This is a genomic window from Paenibacillus paridis (genome assembly GCF_006345825.1).
Taxonomy (GTDB): Bacteria; Bacillota; Bacilli; order Paenibacillales; family Paenibacillaceae; genus Pristimantibacillus; species Pristimantibacillus paridis.
This window is the reverse complement of record NZ_VCIX01000079.1, coordinates 1-13,896: the sequence shown is the minus strand read 5'-3', so window position 1 is coordinate 13,896 and position 13,896 is coordinate 1. Positions and strand designations below refer to the sequence as shown.

Here is a 13,896-nt window from a genome sequence, read left to right as displayed (position 1 = left end):
GAGCTGCTATACCTATAGTTGCTAGTCTCTTTATCTTGGAAACTAGCAATGATAGAGAATGGAATGTTAGTAGGCACAGGCGTATGATGCTGTCCTATTAATATAGCTTTACATGTGTTACCAAATTGTTTCACAAATTGAGAGGAGAATGTTTATGTTGATGGCATTGAAACGGAATCAAAAGGGTCTTACGCTTATCGAGTTGCTGGCTGTACTAGTTATTGTGGGGATTATTGCTGCGATTGCTATTCCGGCTATTGGTGGGACGATAGAAAAATCGAAAACTAAGGCTGACACGGCAAGTGAGACTTTAATAGTAGAAGCGGCGGTTCGTTATATGGTTGATAATGAAGGTGCTTCAACCCCAGTAACTACAGTTACTGTCGATCAACTTGTTTCAGGTGGTTACTTGACGAAAGCTCCGACCTTCAACAAAGGTGGTAATACTGTAGTTTTAACGCCAACACAAGCAAATGGTGTTTGGTCGGTAGGGTTAACTCGATCTTAATAAAGTTGAATGAAGAAAGGCAACCCATCAGGGTTGCCTTTCTATAAATTTCCCAGCAAGGAAGAGAGAAAATGACCGCACCTTATATACTTGTTTTCGCCCTTTTAGGATTGCTTGTAAGCGGCTTTCTGAGTGCGATAGCCATCCAGTGGGACACGCGTTTTCAGTCTGTGAACCCGCAAGCGTATGCTCTAAATAAACAAACCAAACAACGTTTCTTTGGCCTTATGCTGATCATTAAAAAGATAATGTCCGGCATTAATCAACGGAAAATCAAACCTTCCTTGGCATGGCGCTATGCGTTAGGCGAGTTGATCACGACGGTTTTGTTTGCGCATGCCGCTTACGCGATCGGCTGGCAGCTCGAATTGATTGCCGTTTTATTTTTTATTTGTATTCTCGTCATCATCGTGCAAACCGATCTGACCGATATGATTATTCCAAATAAAGTGGTGGCGGCCGGGGTAATCGGGGCAATCGTTATCCGATTATTCGTTCATCCGCTTCCGTTATTGCATTATGGAATTGCTGCGTTAGTTGGCAGCGGAGCTTTGCTGCTCATTGCTGTGATTGGCAGTTGGATTTTGAAGAAGGAGACGATGGGTGGGGGGGATATTAAGCTATATGTGTTCATTGGCTTAATACTCGGCGTAAAGCTTACCTTGCTAAGTCTGTTTCTCGCCAGTTTATTTGGATTAATCGGTGGGCTCGCTTTAATAGCAACGGGGGCTCAAGCTAGAGGCAAAACAATACCGTTCGGCCCCTATATCGCCCTAGGAGCGCTAGCGGCGTATTACTGGGGGAACGGCTTCATTGAGTGGTATTTGTCACTGTTGTCATTTAGCTAATTCGCTGAGTGGTATAAACAACGGTAGACGTTTTCTTTGTTTGCTGGTTAGGCAGCTTCATCTCCAAGGTGATTTCGATTCGTCCGTCTTTGGCGTCAAACAGGATGCTCTCGACCTTGTCCGAGAAGGTATAGCTGGAGGTAGGGGCTGAGAGAACTCCGTTGCCGTCAATGGATCGATGGGTGACCGTTAAAGACTTGGCAGCACTATCGTAGCTGTAATCAACGGCCTTGTCGTTATCGGCGCTGACCAATCGCAAATTGCTTGATTTGCTAACCAGCGGAGAAGGGGCATAGCCGTCGCGGACGGTTTTGACAACCTGACTGACAATATCTCGTGACTGCTGCAGCGTTTTCTCCCTAGCGGACACTTGCTGAAGGCTCGTATTGGAATAATTCAGAAGATAGATTAAGAATCCTAAAATGACGACCGAAAGTACCAGCACACCGGTTACTTCTACGAGAGTGAGTCCCTTTTCATTTTTCAATCGTTTGTGCATCGTGCTCACCTCTTCCGCTCTAATGGTATTCAATGTAGGCTTCAAGTTCAAATGTTTTCGAGGTGGATAGTTCCTTGCTGGTGACGGTCACCCTGCGGAATATCGTATCCAGATTGGAGCTTACCGTATCTGTAATCGGTACCGTTCCTAGCGAAGTTGCATAAGAGTGGACGACTAGCTCGTAACGGCGATCGGTAGAGCTTGGGTAATACAAGGTGGCCGACGAACGATTGCGAAGATTGGAAAGCGATAGGGCTTGTCCATAGACAGTTGTATCGGCAACGTTTGATTTGAGTTTGCTCTTGATCTCTTCCATCACGTTACGAGCCGCAACTACGGCATCATCTGTTTTCTCGTTGGACTTCGTATCGATGGAGGATTGCTGCAAAATATAGGTGATGCCTAGGACGGCGATACCTAGCAAGACGATCGAGCCCATGACTTCGATCAATGTTAACCCCTTCTGATTACGCATCGGGCAGCTCCTTTATAGTAAAGTAGTCGGATTGATTTACTCATAGAATAATATGCTTAAGGAGGAAAAGGCAATGATTAAATACATACAGTCCGAAAAGGGCGGGACGCTAATGCTGGTTTTTGGCTTTATCGTCATGCTCTCCATTGTTGTCGCTCCGCTTGCTATGAGTACGAATATTGGGCTGCTGCAAGCCAAAACGAACGCAAATTCTGAGAAGTCGTTTACGGAGGCCCATTCCGGCATGACGATCTTCGCCAGAATGTACGAGGATATGAAGAAACTCGATGATGCCAACAATACAAAAGCGAACATTGAACGATTAGTAGGTGTCATCAATGGGATGGACGGATTAAACGTGCGGGCAACCGTCCTAAACAACAGCTCAAACCAACCGATAGCCGTCACCTTTGAAGCGAACGCCGGAGTAGGCAATCAGGTGCGAGTGAGCAAAGTCAAATATAAGCTGCTGCCGCTTCATGTGGCTACGGCACCTCCGGTTGTCGTTGTGCCAACCCCGACACCGGGCCCAACGCCAACCCCAACGCCTCCGGCCCCGGGTACAGGCAATAAGGTACTGATGAAAAATAACACAACGGTGCAAAACAACAAGCTGTTCGCTGCATGCTACATCTCGCCAGCAACAGGCCAAGCTTTGCCGCTGACGCATATTTTGAACAGCTTTACCGATCAGCAATTTCAAGAATGGTTTGGCGGTACGGCCGATTATTATATTAATCAATCTTCCAGTGCGATAGCGGGAGCGTTTCAAAATGTATTTACGGATAGCCGCTTTAGTCAGCCAGCAGCGCTGGCAAGCACTGTGACATCGGCTGACGTATCGAAATTTCAATCCGGGCCAGCCATTATCCATTCGGGAAATGTGAACATTAGCGGATCTGCTAGCACGGTCATTAACCAGAATGTCATCATCGATGCGGACAGTAACGGGAATTCGGTCGTCGCGAATGGAGATTTATATTTTAAGGATATTGTTGATGCCCAGATTGTATTTAGCGGAGATGTTCGTGTCGGAGGAAATTTAAGATTTAGAGAGCTCAAAAGCGCGAAGACCATTTCATTCAACAAAAATGTCATCGTCAAGGGCAACGTCGTGATCGGTGAAGGCGGCGTCAATGAAACGATTGTTATTGAAGGGGATCTCATCGTAGGCGGAAACGTAACGGTAAGCAATACCCTTAAAGATTTTATTGTCAAAGGCGATATTATCGTTAACGGCGACATTAATTACAACAGCACAGTCCTCCGTTGGCATGTGAACGGCGGCATGGCTGTAAAAGGGAGCATTAAAGCGACGAACGGCATTACAAGCTTTGACGTGAAAAAGGATGTAGCCGTGCAAGGCGGCATGCTCTTCCTGAATCCGGTGTCGGAGCAAAGCCAAGGCGTGGCAGGGATGTTTGCTATTGGAGGTTCCCTAAAGGTAAATGGACTGCTTGAATTCAGAAACACCGTGTATGGCTTCGTCGTTGGCAGGGATGTTATCGTGAATAACCATATGATTTTTTACGATGTGATCAACAAAAACTTTCAGGTCGGCGGGTCTATGTTTATCAAAGGCAACCTACAGTTGAAAAACACGGTTTATGATTTTAATGTCAAAGGCAATGTGGTCGTGGAAGGCAGCTTCACGGTGGAGAGTACGCTGGAGAAAACGTTCAACATTACGGGCTCGCTGGTTACAAAAGGCGATATTACTTTTAAAAACACCGTTCAATCGGCAACCAAGATTAAAATTGGCGAGAATTTAATCAGCAAATCGAATTTGAAATTTAACGATTGGACGCTGAATGGCAGCTTGGATATTGGAAATATGCTGCTGGTGTTCAAGGATGCAACCTTTCATAACGTTACAAAGGATTGGAACAGCAACCAAATGAAAGGTTTTTATGTCGGCGGCACGACAAATTTTAATTCGCAATATGCAGAGAGCTGGTATGTAAGCGGGCTGGATAACGGCCAAAGACAAGAAAGCTTTTGCATCAAATAAGAAAATTTCAGGACGCTGCCACAAGGGGAGATAAGAGATGAATCCATCCATACTGCGAAAACTAGCGAACGGGCATCAAACCCTGGGCATCGAAATTACGGACAGCGGCGTGAAGATTTGCGAGATTCAGCAAAAGGGCAAACGGTCGATCCGGCTGCTGAATTATTCATCCAGGCCGCTGCCCGCAGGCGTCATCGATGACGGTAAGGTGATCGATAAGGAACGGCTGCGAGAGACGATCAAGATGGCGCTTGATGCAAGAAGATTTACGAGCAAATATGTACATTTTGCGATACCGAGCCAAATGGCGATGGTCCGAAGCATTAAGCTGCCGGATCTGGTGAACGCGGAGCTGAAGAAGCTCGTGCAGTTCGAAATGAAAAACAACCTGAGCATGGCGTTTGATGACCCTTCATACGATTTCATTAAGCTTCCGAAGTCAACGCAGGATGTAGGGGAAGTGCTCCCAGAAGAAGCCAATCTATGCGAGGTGTTGGTCGTTGCGGCGCCAACAAGCATTTTGCAGGATTATGTGGACGTGCTGGAACAGCTGAAGTTGATTCCGTGCAGCATTGAAATCAAGTCGTTCTCCTTATTGCGGTTGATTGAATGGGGCAAAATCAACGCCGAAGGCATCAATATTATCATCAACGTGAACGAGCTAAATACGGAAATTACGATTATTGACGAAGGCCATTTTAAAATTACGCGTAATGTTGAGGTATCGTTCAAGCCTGTGGTCAACGAAGCAGAGGAAGAGCATAACAGCTGGCTAGACAGCTATTCCAGCCCGGAGCAGACCTTCATGAACGCTGCCCAGGATTTGATAGCTGAGCTGGAGCGGCTGATGAATTTCTACTATTATAATTTGAATAAGAGTGAACGAACATTTAACAAAATCATGCTTTCCGGCGATATCCCCGAATTGGCTAAGCTCGCCGCTATGATGGAGGAAGACGTAACCCCTCCGGTAACGCTCGTTAGCTGGGACTTGCTGTCGGTCGCAGGCAATTCCGCAAGCTGGGATGTGCCGACCTACGCCGTGCCGCTTGGACTGGCTTTGAGGGGGAAGGAAGCATGAAATCGATAAACTTATTGCCTGCCAAGCAGAAATCCGTCTCCAAAAATCCAAAGCTGATGCCGCTGCTGCTGATCATTACGCTGATTGCGCTGGCTGCTCAATTCTATTATGTGATGACATGGAGCGCGGAGAAGGACGGCGTAGGGCGGGAAAGCTTGCAACTGAATGAGGAGATTAACGCCATCCGCAGCAACGGGGATTTGAAAGTTAAGGTGGAGGGTTATAAGCAGGCCGAGCAATCGATTGCCCAACTGGAAGAAGCGCGAACCGAGTGGAAGCCTTATTTGGGAGCGATTATCGGAAATTTGCCTGCAACGACCAAGATCGTATCGATCAGTGCGGATGACCAGCACAAAATAAAGATGGAGCTTGATTTTAAGGCATATGGCGAGGTCGTTGACTATATGAAGAAGCTGGAGAAGGACAGTAAGCTGCAAGATGTAGCACTGACCAGCTTCTACAAAAAAGTGGACGAGCAGACGACGGCTGAGATCGTTCCATCGGGAACGGATGGCGGCAAGGCGATACAGACGACGAGAAAATCCGTTTATAAGCTGATGCTGGACATTATGCTTACTAACGATAAAGGAGCCGAATAGCTATGCAAATCAAGTTGAACGGCTCCAAGCCTTCCCTTTCTCAAGGCCAAATTATTTTTATTTCCGCGATTGCGCTAGTGGTGGTACTGAATGTTGCTGCGCTATTTCTATATCTTCTGCCGGAGCTGGACAGCTTAAAGCAAGCCAAGCAAGGGGTGGAAGGGCAGAAGCAAACACTGGAAAGCGTGAGGAACGATTACACGGATGAAAAGATTACCGATGAACAGCTCGAGAAACTAACTAATCGCGTACCTGTGGTGAGAGACGATTCGAATAATCTTATTTTCTTCTACGATGTGGGCCAGCTATCAGAGGCGCCTCCTACGCTAATTACCCAGTCAAGCGGAGCGGAAGAAGGACAATCGGCAGAGACTGACGCAGCGGGATCGGGAACCGTCACGACGAGCTTTGAAGTTACGGTAGTCGGCCACTTGCCGAATCTATTGTCGTATATCGACAATCTGCATCATTATGAGCGGTTGTACACTTTGCAAAAATGGAGCCTGACAGAACTGACAAAAGAAGCGGCGAATCAGGAATATCCAGACTTGTATTCACATCCATTTATTAAGAAGGATAAACCGCTTTTGACCTTGCGCATGAGCATACAAGCCTATTATTTCCCGCAATTCAAGGACGCTTTCAATAAGCAGGAGTTGGAGAAGGGCAATGCTGAGCAGACCGCATAAGCAAAAATAAAGCAAATGTGATAAGATGGCTTTTTGATAGGGGCGAGATTGCTCTTTGTCATAAAGTCATCTTTTTGTTCATAGGACCTTCATGCAGAAGCGAGCTGATTGTCATACTATTGTCATAGGAAGTCGGCGAGCGGCGGTTGTTAGGTTTGACGAAAAAGGGCATAATGGAAGCATAGGAAAATACATAGAAATGGGGAACGGGAATGTCTTATAACGACCGTTTCATTCGGGCTTGCCAGAAGGAAAACGTTGATCAAATCCCTGTATGGTACATGCGGCAGGCAGGAAGATACGATCCTGATTACCGCAAAATTAAAGAGAAATATTCATTGCTTGAAATATGCAAGCAGCCGGAGCTGGCGGCTGAGGTTACGATGATGCCGATCCGCAAGCTGGGTGTAGATGCCGCCATATTATATTCCGATATTATGAATCCTGTTGCCTCTATCGGCATTGATTTTGATATCGTTGCTAATATCGGCCCCGTCATTGCGAATCCGATACGTTCTGCTGCGGACATTGAGAGACTGACACCAATAGACGTAGAGCGCGATCTTAGTCATGTCATCGAAACGATCAGTATTCTGGATCGCGAGCTTGAGGTTCCGCTCATTACATTCGCTGGAGCGCCGTTTACGATTGCCAGCTATTTAATTGAAGGAAGACCTTCGAAAAACTATTTGCGAACGAAAGAAATGATGTACAGTGAGCCGAAGCTATGGCATGAGCTGATGCGCAAACTTGGCGATATGGTTATTACTTATTTGCGCGCGCACATTGCGGCAGGCGGCAAAGCTTTTCAATTGTTCGACAGCTGGGTTGGCGCATTGACGCCGGCTGACTTCCGGAAGTTCGTATTGCCTACGATCGAGCGGATTTTTGCAGAGCTTTCGGATTTGCCACAGCCGAAAATCTACTTCCCGGGCGTAAGCTCAGGAGAGCTTCTGCCGGAATTGCATCAGGTAAAAGCCAATGTTATTGGCCTAGACTGGCGCGTATCGATTGCAGAGGGCAGACGAAGGCTTGCGAACGGGTTTGCTGTGCAAGGCAATCTTGATCCTACCATTCTTACGGCACCTATTCAGGTCATTGAAGAATACGCGAAAGAAATTATGGATAGCGGCATAGAGGAGCCTGGCTTTATTTTCAACTTGGGTCATGGCCTTTTCCCTGAAGCATCGATTGAGAAGCTTGCACAGCTTACCGCTTTCGTGCAATCCTATTCCAAAAAAGCCATCGCAGCACGCAATGATAAGGAGGCAAGTCATGTCTGAGCAGCAAGCGAAACAAATCGGAGTACTCGTCATGTCTTACGGCACGCCGGAATCGATGGATGACGTTGAAGCTTACTACACACATATCCGCAGAGGAAATGCACCCACTCCTGAATTGCTTGCCGAGCTAAAGGGACGTTATGAAGCAATTGTGGGCGGTGTATTTCCGCTGCGTGAAAATACAAATGGACAGGTTGCCGGCTTGCAGGATAAGCTGGAGCAGCTCGCTCCCGGAAGATTTGTTTGTTACCAGGGCTTGAAGCATGCGAAGCCTTACATTGAAGACGGTGTCGAAGAAATGGCCAAGGCTGGCATTACGGAAGCTGTAGGCATTGTGCTGGCACCGCACTTTTCCACGATGAGCGTGGGCAGCTACATTAAACGCGCGGAAGAGAAGGCGAAGGAGCTAGGGGTCGCCATGACTTTTGTCAAGCAATACCATATGCATCCCAAGCTGCTTCAGGCGCTTACGGACCGCGTGGTGGATGGGTTAGGACGCTTGGCAGCCGCAACGGACGGCGAAGAGAACGTAAAGGTGCTGTTCAGCGCGCACAGCTTGCCTGTGAAGATTCGGGAGGTTGGCGACCCTTACGAGCAGCAGCTGCTGGAAACGTCAGCGGCGGTTGCGAAGGCGGCGAATGTGAAGGATTGGCAGTTCACGTGGCAGAGCGCAGGGCGGACCAGAGATCCATGGTTAGGGCCGGATATTTTGGAAACCTTGCCTGAGCTTGCGGAACAGGGCGTGAAAGCGGTGCTGGTCGCGCCTGTTGGCTTCGTGTCGGATCATTTGGAAGTATTGTATGATCTGGATATTGAAGCGCAGGCCGCATCGAAGCAGCTGGATATTACATTGGATCGCATTGCGATGCTGAATCGCGATCCTCTTTATATGGAAACGTTGGCGGAATCAGTCATCGAGGCGTTGGATAGCCACGGGAAGGAATGAATGGGATGCGGAGAATCGGAAAGCCTGATCGAATTGTCATTATTGGCGGGGGGATCAGCGGACTGAGCTCCGCTTTTTATTTGCAGCGGGAAGCGGAGCGGCAAGGCAAGGACATTGAAATCACCATCGTAGACGGTGCTCCTGCCTTTGGCGGAAAAATAAATACGCTGCAGCGTGACGGATTCGTCATTGAGAAGGGACCGGATTCTTTTTTGGCGCGCAAGCTGGCCATTATTGATCTGGCGACGGAGCTTGGCTTAGAGAACGAGCTGACGACAACGAATCCGGGAGCGAAGAAAACGTATATTTTGCATGAACGAAAATTGTTTCCGATGCCTCCGGGACTTGTTCTCGGCATCCCTACGGAAATAGGGCCATTTGTCAAAACAGGGCTATTGTCCTGGGGAGGCAAGCTGCGGGCGCTTATGGATTTGGTTATCCCTGTGCGCAAAGACGAAAGCGATGAATCACTTGGCGGGTTCTTGGAGCGCCGGGTCGGCAATCAGGTCATGCGGCGGATCGCTGAGCCGCTGCTTGCAGGCATCTATGCGGGTGATTTGAAGAAGCTCAGCCTGCAGGCTACTTTTCCGCAATTCGGAGCATCGGAGCGCAAGCACGGAAGCTTGATCCGCGGCATGCAGCATAACCGGAAAGCAACAGCCGCTGCGAACTCGCTCCCCGCAGTGGCAAAGGGAGGAACCTTCCTCACCTTTAAGGGCGGCTTGTCGACGTTGGTAAACGCGCTTGATCAAGCGCTGAGCAAGGCGCATAGGCGTCTTGGCACGAAGGTGCTTGAGATTAAACGCCATACGGGCAGCTCGGATGCGAGCCATGATGAGCTTTCGAGCGAGTTGCAAGCCGCACGTTATGAAGTTGTGCTGGATAGCGGGGAAAGCCTACTGGCAGACCGCATCGTCATGACGGCGCCTGCTTATGATGCGGCCGATCTGCTTGAGCCGTTGACCGATTGCCATGAGCTCCGCGGAATTAATTATGTATCGGTTGCTAATGTAGTCATGGCATTTGATAAAGCGACGTTTGGGCTGGATTTTGACGGGTCGGGCTTTGTTGTGCCTCGTTCCGAGGGGCTGCACATTACGGCTTGTACATGGACCTCCAATAAATGGCTGCATACGAGCCCGGATGATCGGGTGCTGCTGCGCTGCTACGTCGGCCGCTCTGGCGACGAGGAAAGCGTGAGGCTCCCTGACGCCGAATTGATCAAGGCTGTTCGAAGAGATATTGAAGAAACGATGGGCATTAAAGCCAATCCGTTGTTTACTGAAATTACGAGACTGCCGCGTTCGATGCCGCAATACCCGGTTGGACATTTGACGAACATGAAGGCGCTGCGCGATCGTTTGGAGAAAGAATTGCCTGGCATTTGGATTACCGGTGCAGCCTTCGACGGCGTTGGATTGCCGGATTGCATCAGGCAGGGCAAGGAAGCGGCGCAGGCGATCTTACAATAGAAATAGGAAGAATTGTTCTCCCATCCAAGGTGGATCATTGCTATAATGGTAGAGTCTAGCGCTTGTTGGACTTTAAGCCTAATGCAAAGGAGCCATTTTCGATGCAAGTATCCCGTTCTGAAACGCACTCGCAGGACAAGCTTAACCGCAAAAAAAGGCTCAAAAGACGGATGATTGTTAATTTTACGCTGCTTGGTATCATCATTATATTGTTAGGCGGATGGTTTGCCGTCTCGAAAGCGGATCAACTGAAAGATTGGTTGAGCTTCTCGGGAGGAGGCACGAAAGAGCAGGCTGGTAAATCCGGAAACGAAGGAACAGCCGGCGACGACGAAGCAGTGAATGGAGACAAATCTTCTGCCGAAGAGCCTGATAGCGGCAATGACGGCGAGGCGGCCATTCTTCCGGAGGAGGAAGAGGGGGGCGCGGCTGATCCGGGAGCGGAAGCAGGTGCAGAGGACCGAGTCAGCTTGTCATTCGTCGGGGATTTGCTAGTTGCAGATTATGTAGCTGCGGTAACCGAGCGAGAGGGTTATGATTATTTGTATAAGCAGGCGCTGCTCTATCTCAGCGAACCGGATTTGACGGCGGGAAATTTGGAATTTCCGGTGACGACCAGGGGAACCCCGGTGACGGGAACGCCCTATGTATTTAAAGGCTCGCCCGATGTGCTTCCATCTATGCGCAATGCGGGCTTCGATATTATGAGCCTGGCGAACAACCATGCGCTGGACCAAGGTGTGGAAGGCATGCTGGACACCATGAAGTATTTGGACGAAGCGGGTATCGAGCATATGGGCGCAGGGAATGATGCGGCGGAAGCTTTTGCGCCGGTGATTAAAGAGGTTCGTGGCATTAAGATTGCTTACGTCGGCCTGAGTAGGGTCGTGCCTTTTAGCTCGTGGAAAGCAGACAAAAATACGCCGGGCCTCGCAGAGAGCTATGATATCAAACGGGCGACGGACGCGATTTCCAAAGCGAAGGAGCAGGCGGACCTTGTCGTTGTCATGGTTCATTGGGGCAAGGAGCGCGTCGACCAGCCGGAAGCGTACCAGACGGACTTCGGCAAGCAGTATATCGATGCGGGGGCTGACCTTGTGATCGGGAGCCATCCGCATGTGCTGCAAGGGTTTGAAATGTATAAAGGCAAATGGATTGCATACAGTTTAGGAAACTTTATTTTTAGTTCGTATCCAAAGGAAACCGCTGGCGAGACCGGGGTGCTTGACGCTTTATGCACGAAGAGCGGGGACTGCGAGTTGACGTTCCATCCGATGTTTACGGTCGCAGCACAGCCGACTCCGCTTGAAGGAGAAGCGGCCCAAACGCTGTTGGATCGCCTGTCATCGATATCCTTTGGCGTAAAGCTGAAAGCGGATGGCCGCCTCGTTGCTGAATAACGGATACCGTTCTTGAAAGGATGATCGCTTGATGAGAAATCCGTGCGTAGCGCATAGAGGCTGGTCTAGCCGCGCTCCGGAAAATACGATGGCTGCGATTCGGATGGCCATTCAGGATCCGGACGTGGAATGGATCGAAATTGACGTGCACCTTTCGAAGGACCATGTCCCGGTTGTCATCCATGATCCTACGCTGCGTAGGACGACAAACGGGAAGGGTGACGTGAAGAACCTGACCGCAGCCGAGCTCACGTCGCTCGATGCGGGCAACTGGTTTTCGCAAAAGTATCAGGGAGAGCCGGTACCGACGCTTGATCAGGTGTTGAAGGAGACGGTTGGCCATTGCAAGCTCAATATCGAGCTGAAGACCAACGGCATTCGCTACCCTCTAATTGAGCAAAAGGTACTGGAATGCATTCAGTCGTATAAGGCAGAGAAAGAAGTCGTTATTACTTGCTTTCATGAAGGGACCTTATACCGAATGAAGAAGCTTTCCGGCGTTATTCGCACGGGCTTGATCATCGACGGCTGGCGCAATACGCTTCCTAAGGAGCTTAAGGAGCTAGGTTCGGATTTTCTATCCATTGCCTACACGAAGCTGAATAAGGAGCGCGTAGCGCTGCTGAGAGAAGCAGGCATTCAAATCATGGCGTGGACCATAAATGAGAAACGCGCGATCCGCAAGGTTGCTGAGCTTGATCCTGAGATCTTGATTTGTACAAATTATCCTGATCGTTGGCATGAGGTACGGCAGCGGACGGTTAGCCATAGGTAAGGGGTAACTAGCCACTTGAGTAGTTTACCGCTAAACGGGAGGTCGCGATTGGCATGGTTGGTATTGTGGAGGAATGGTGGTTAAGGTTGCTAGCCGGTTTAATCGGCAGCGGCCTTATTGCTGCGGCAGCCTATCGCTCGCGTTCGCTCGCGCTTTCGGGCGCGTGGTCGGCCGTTGTTATGGGCACGGGCTTTGCGGTGCTGGGCGAGCCGGTATGGTTTTGCTTGCTGATCGCTTTTTTCGTTTCTTCGAGCTTCTGGTCGAAGTGGAAGCGGAAGCACCGGGCCAAAGCAACGGCGGAAGCGAAATATGAGAAAACCGGCCGGCGCGATGCCGGACAGGTATGGGCTAACGGCGGCGCAGGCTTGCTTCTCTGCGCCGCGAATGCGCTGTGGCCGGATCAAGGCTGGCTGTTTGCGTATATCGGCGTGATGGCTGCGGTTAACGCCGATACCTGGGCCACCGAGATCGGGGCCCTCAGCAAGACGGCGCCGCGATCGGTAACGAGCGGCAAGCCGGTAGCCCCTGGCACGAGCGGCGGTGTCACGCCGCTCGGCAGCGCAGCAGCGCTCGCAGGCGCCGTGTTCATCGGCGCCGTTGCCGCGCTGCTGCTGGCGGCCCCGCAGCCTGCAGAGGCTGCTGCGGGTACGCCGGGCGGCGGAGCCTTAGCGGCGGCGTACATCGCCGCCGCGGCCGCCGCCGGCCTGGCCGGCGCTTTCGCCGACTCGCTGCTCGGCGCAACGGGCCAGGCCATGTATCGCTGCCGGGTATGCGGCAGCGAGACCGAGCGCGCCGCGCATTGCGGGAGCGCGGCGGAGCGTGTACGCGGCTTCGCCTGGCTGAACAACGACAGGGTGAATCTCCTGTCGTCCCTGTTTGCAGGCGCGCTCGCCTGGGGCATTGGCTATGTGCTGCTCTGAATAAGCATTATAGGCTAAGCTTGCTGAGTGAGACGGAGTTGTGGTGTGCTTGGTTCATTCCGGGGGTTGTTAAAACCGGTTTGCGACAATGTTTTCGCCATTAATTTAACTTATTCTTTAGCATACGCTTGGTCAAGTGCGTAGTTTCATGCTTCAACTCGTGCTCGCTCCAGAGCTCACTCATGGGAACTCCCGCGCGAGCTTGCCAACGGACGAAGGCAACTCAACTCAGCTATCCTGCACTTTTGCAGTGAAATTGTAATTTTTGTTTATCAAGACACTGCTATCTTGTACAAACGGCCAGGCCCCCTAAAACCGGAGTCTTACCTAACAAAAATGGTTCATTCTCAGGTAAGCTCTTTTTTTCGGGCGGTTACACCTTCCTATGGA

The 13,896-nt window shown here is 50.1% G+C and carries 14 protein-coding genes; 12 read left to right on the top strand and 2 right to left on the bottom strand.

Features of this window, described 5'->3' with window-relative positions; genetic code table 11:
- The first annotated feature begins 154 nt into the window (after positions 1-154).
- Together FJQ58_RS33170 and FJQ58_RS08715 are read left to right on the top strand one after the other, a co-directional pair.
- Positions 155-508 (top strand): prepilin-type N-terminal cleavage/methylation domain-containing protein, encoded by a 354-nt coding sequence (locus FJQ58_RS33170; protein WP_274382321.1) that lies wholly within the window; start codon positions 155-157, stop codon positions 506-508.
- Positions 509-579: 71 nt separating this feature from the next.
- Positions 580-1,356, top strand: a complete 777-nt coding sequence (locus FJQ58_RS08715; RefSeq protein ID WP_139992380.1) for a prepilin peptidase — start codon at positions 580-582, stop codon at positions 1,354-1,356.
- Here FJQ58_RS08715 and FJQ58_RS08710 read toward each other — a convergent pair.
- Complete coding sequence (locus FJQ58_RS08710; RefSeq protein WP_139992378.1) at positions 1,349-1,855, bottom strand: type IV pilus modification PilV family protein; 507 nt, start codon at positions 1,853-1,855, stop codon at positions 1,349-1,351. The genes FJQ58_RS08715 and FJQ58_RS08710 overlap by 8 nt on opposite strands.
- Before the next feature lie 19 nt (positions 1,856-1,874).
- Positions 1,875-2,330 carry a type IV pilus modification PilV family protein gene (locus FJQ58_RS08705; protein WP_139992376.1) on the bottom strand — a complete coding sequence of 152 codons (456 nt, stop codon included), beginning with the start codon at positions 2,328-2,330 and terminating at the stop codon, positions 1,875-1,877.
- 73 nt (positions 2,331-2,403) lie between these two features.
- On the opposite strand from FJQ58_RS08705, the gene FJQ58_RS08700 reads away from it, so the two are divergent.
- The 10 genes from FJQ58_RS08700 to FJQ58_RS08655 all read left to right on the top strand — a co-directional run bounded on the left by FJQ58_RS08700 (position 2,404) and on the right by FJQ58_RS08655 (position 13,506).
- Positions 2,404-4,341, top strand: a complete 1,938-nt coding sequence (locus FJQ58_RS08700) for a hypothetical protein (protein ID WP_139992374.1) — start codon at positions 2,404-2,406, stop codon at positions 4,339-4,341.
- A gap of 37 nt (positions 4,342-4,378) precedes the next feature.
- Complete coding sequence (gene pilM / locus FJQ58_RS08695; RefSeq protein WP_139992372.1) at positions 4,379-5,422, top strand: type IV pilus biogenesis protein PilM; 1,044 nt, start codon at positions 4,379-4,381, stop codon at positions 5,420-5,422.
- Positions 5,419-6,021 (top strand): hypothetical protein, encoded by a 603-nt coding sequence (locus FJQ58_RS08690; protein WP_139992370.1) that lies wholly within the window; start codon positions 5,419-5,421, stop codon positions 6,019-6,021. Before pilM ends, FJQ58_RS08690 begins: the two co-directional genes overlap by 4 nt.
- 2 nt (positions 6,022-6,023) lie before the next feature.
- Positions 6,024-6,710, top strand: coding sequence for a hypothetical protein (locus tag FJQ58_RS08685; protein WP_139992368.1), 687 nt, complete (start codon positions 6,024-6,026; stop codon positions 6,708-6,710).
- A gap of 212 nt (positions 6,711-6,922) precedes the next feature.
- Entirely contained in the window at positions 6,923-7,993 is a 1,071-nt protein-coding gene (hemE, locus tag FJQ58_RS08680; RefSeq protein ID WP_139992366.1) for a uroporphyrinogen decarboxylase, read from the top strand.
- On the top strand, positions 7,986-8,939 hold the full coding sequence (gene hemH / locus FJQ58_RS08675; protein WP_139992364.1) for a ferrochelatase: 954 nt from the start codon (positions 7,986-7,988) through the stop codon (positions 8,937-8,939). The genes hemE and hemH overlap by 8 nt, the downstream gene beginning before the upstream one ends.
- Positions 8,940-8,944: 5 nt before the next feature.
- A complete protein-coding gene (gene hemG, locus FJQ58_RS08670) occupies positions 8,945-10,411 on the top strand; it encodes a protoporphyrinogen oxidase (protein WP_139992362.1) in 1,467 nt (488 codons plus the stop codon).
- A gap of 101 nt (positions 10,412-10,512) precedes the next feature.
- Positions 10,513-11,811 carry a CapA family protein gene (locus tag FJQ58_RS08665; RefSeq protein WP_139992360.1) on the top strand — a complete coding sequence of 433 codons (1,299 nt, stop codon included), beginning with the start codon at positions 10,513-10,515 and terminating at the stop codon, positions 11,809-11,811.
- 31 nt (positions 11,812-11,842) lie between these two features.
- A complete protein-coding gene (locus FJQ58_RS08660; RefSeq protein ID WP_139992358.1) occupies positions 11,843-12,586 on the top strand; it encodes a glycerophosphodiester phosphodiesterase in 744 nt (247 codons plus the stop codon).
- A gap of 53 nt (positions 12,587-12,639) precedes the next feature.
- A complete protein-coding gene (locus FJQ58_RS08655; RefSeq protein WP_139992356.1) occupies positions 12,640-13,506 on the top strand; it encodes a DUF92 domain-containing protein in 867 nt (288 codons plus the stop codon).
- Positions 13,507-13,896: the final 390 nt, after the last annotated feature.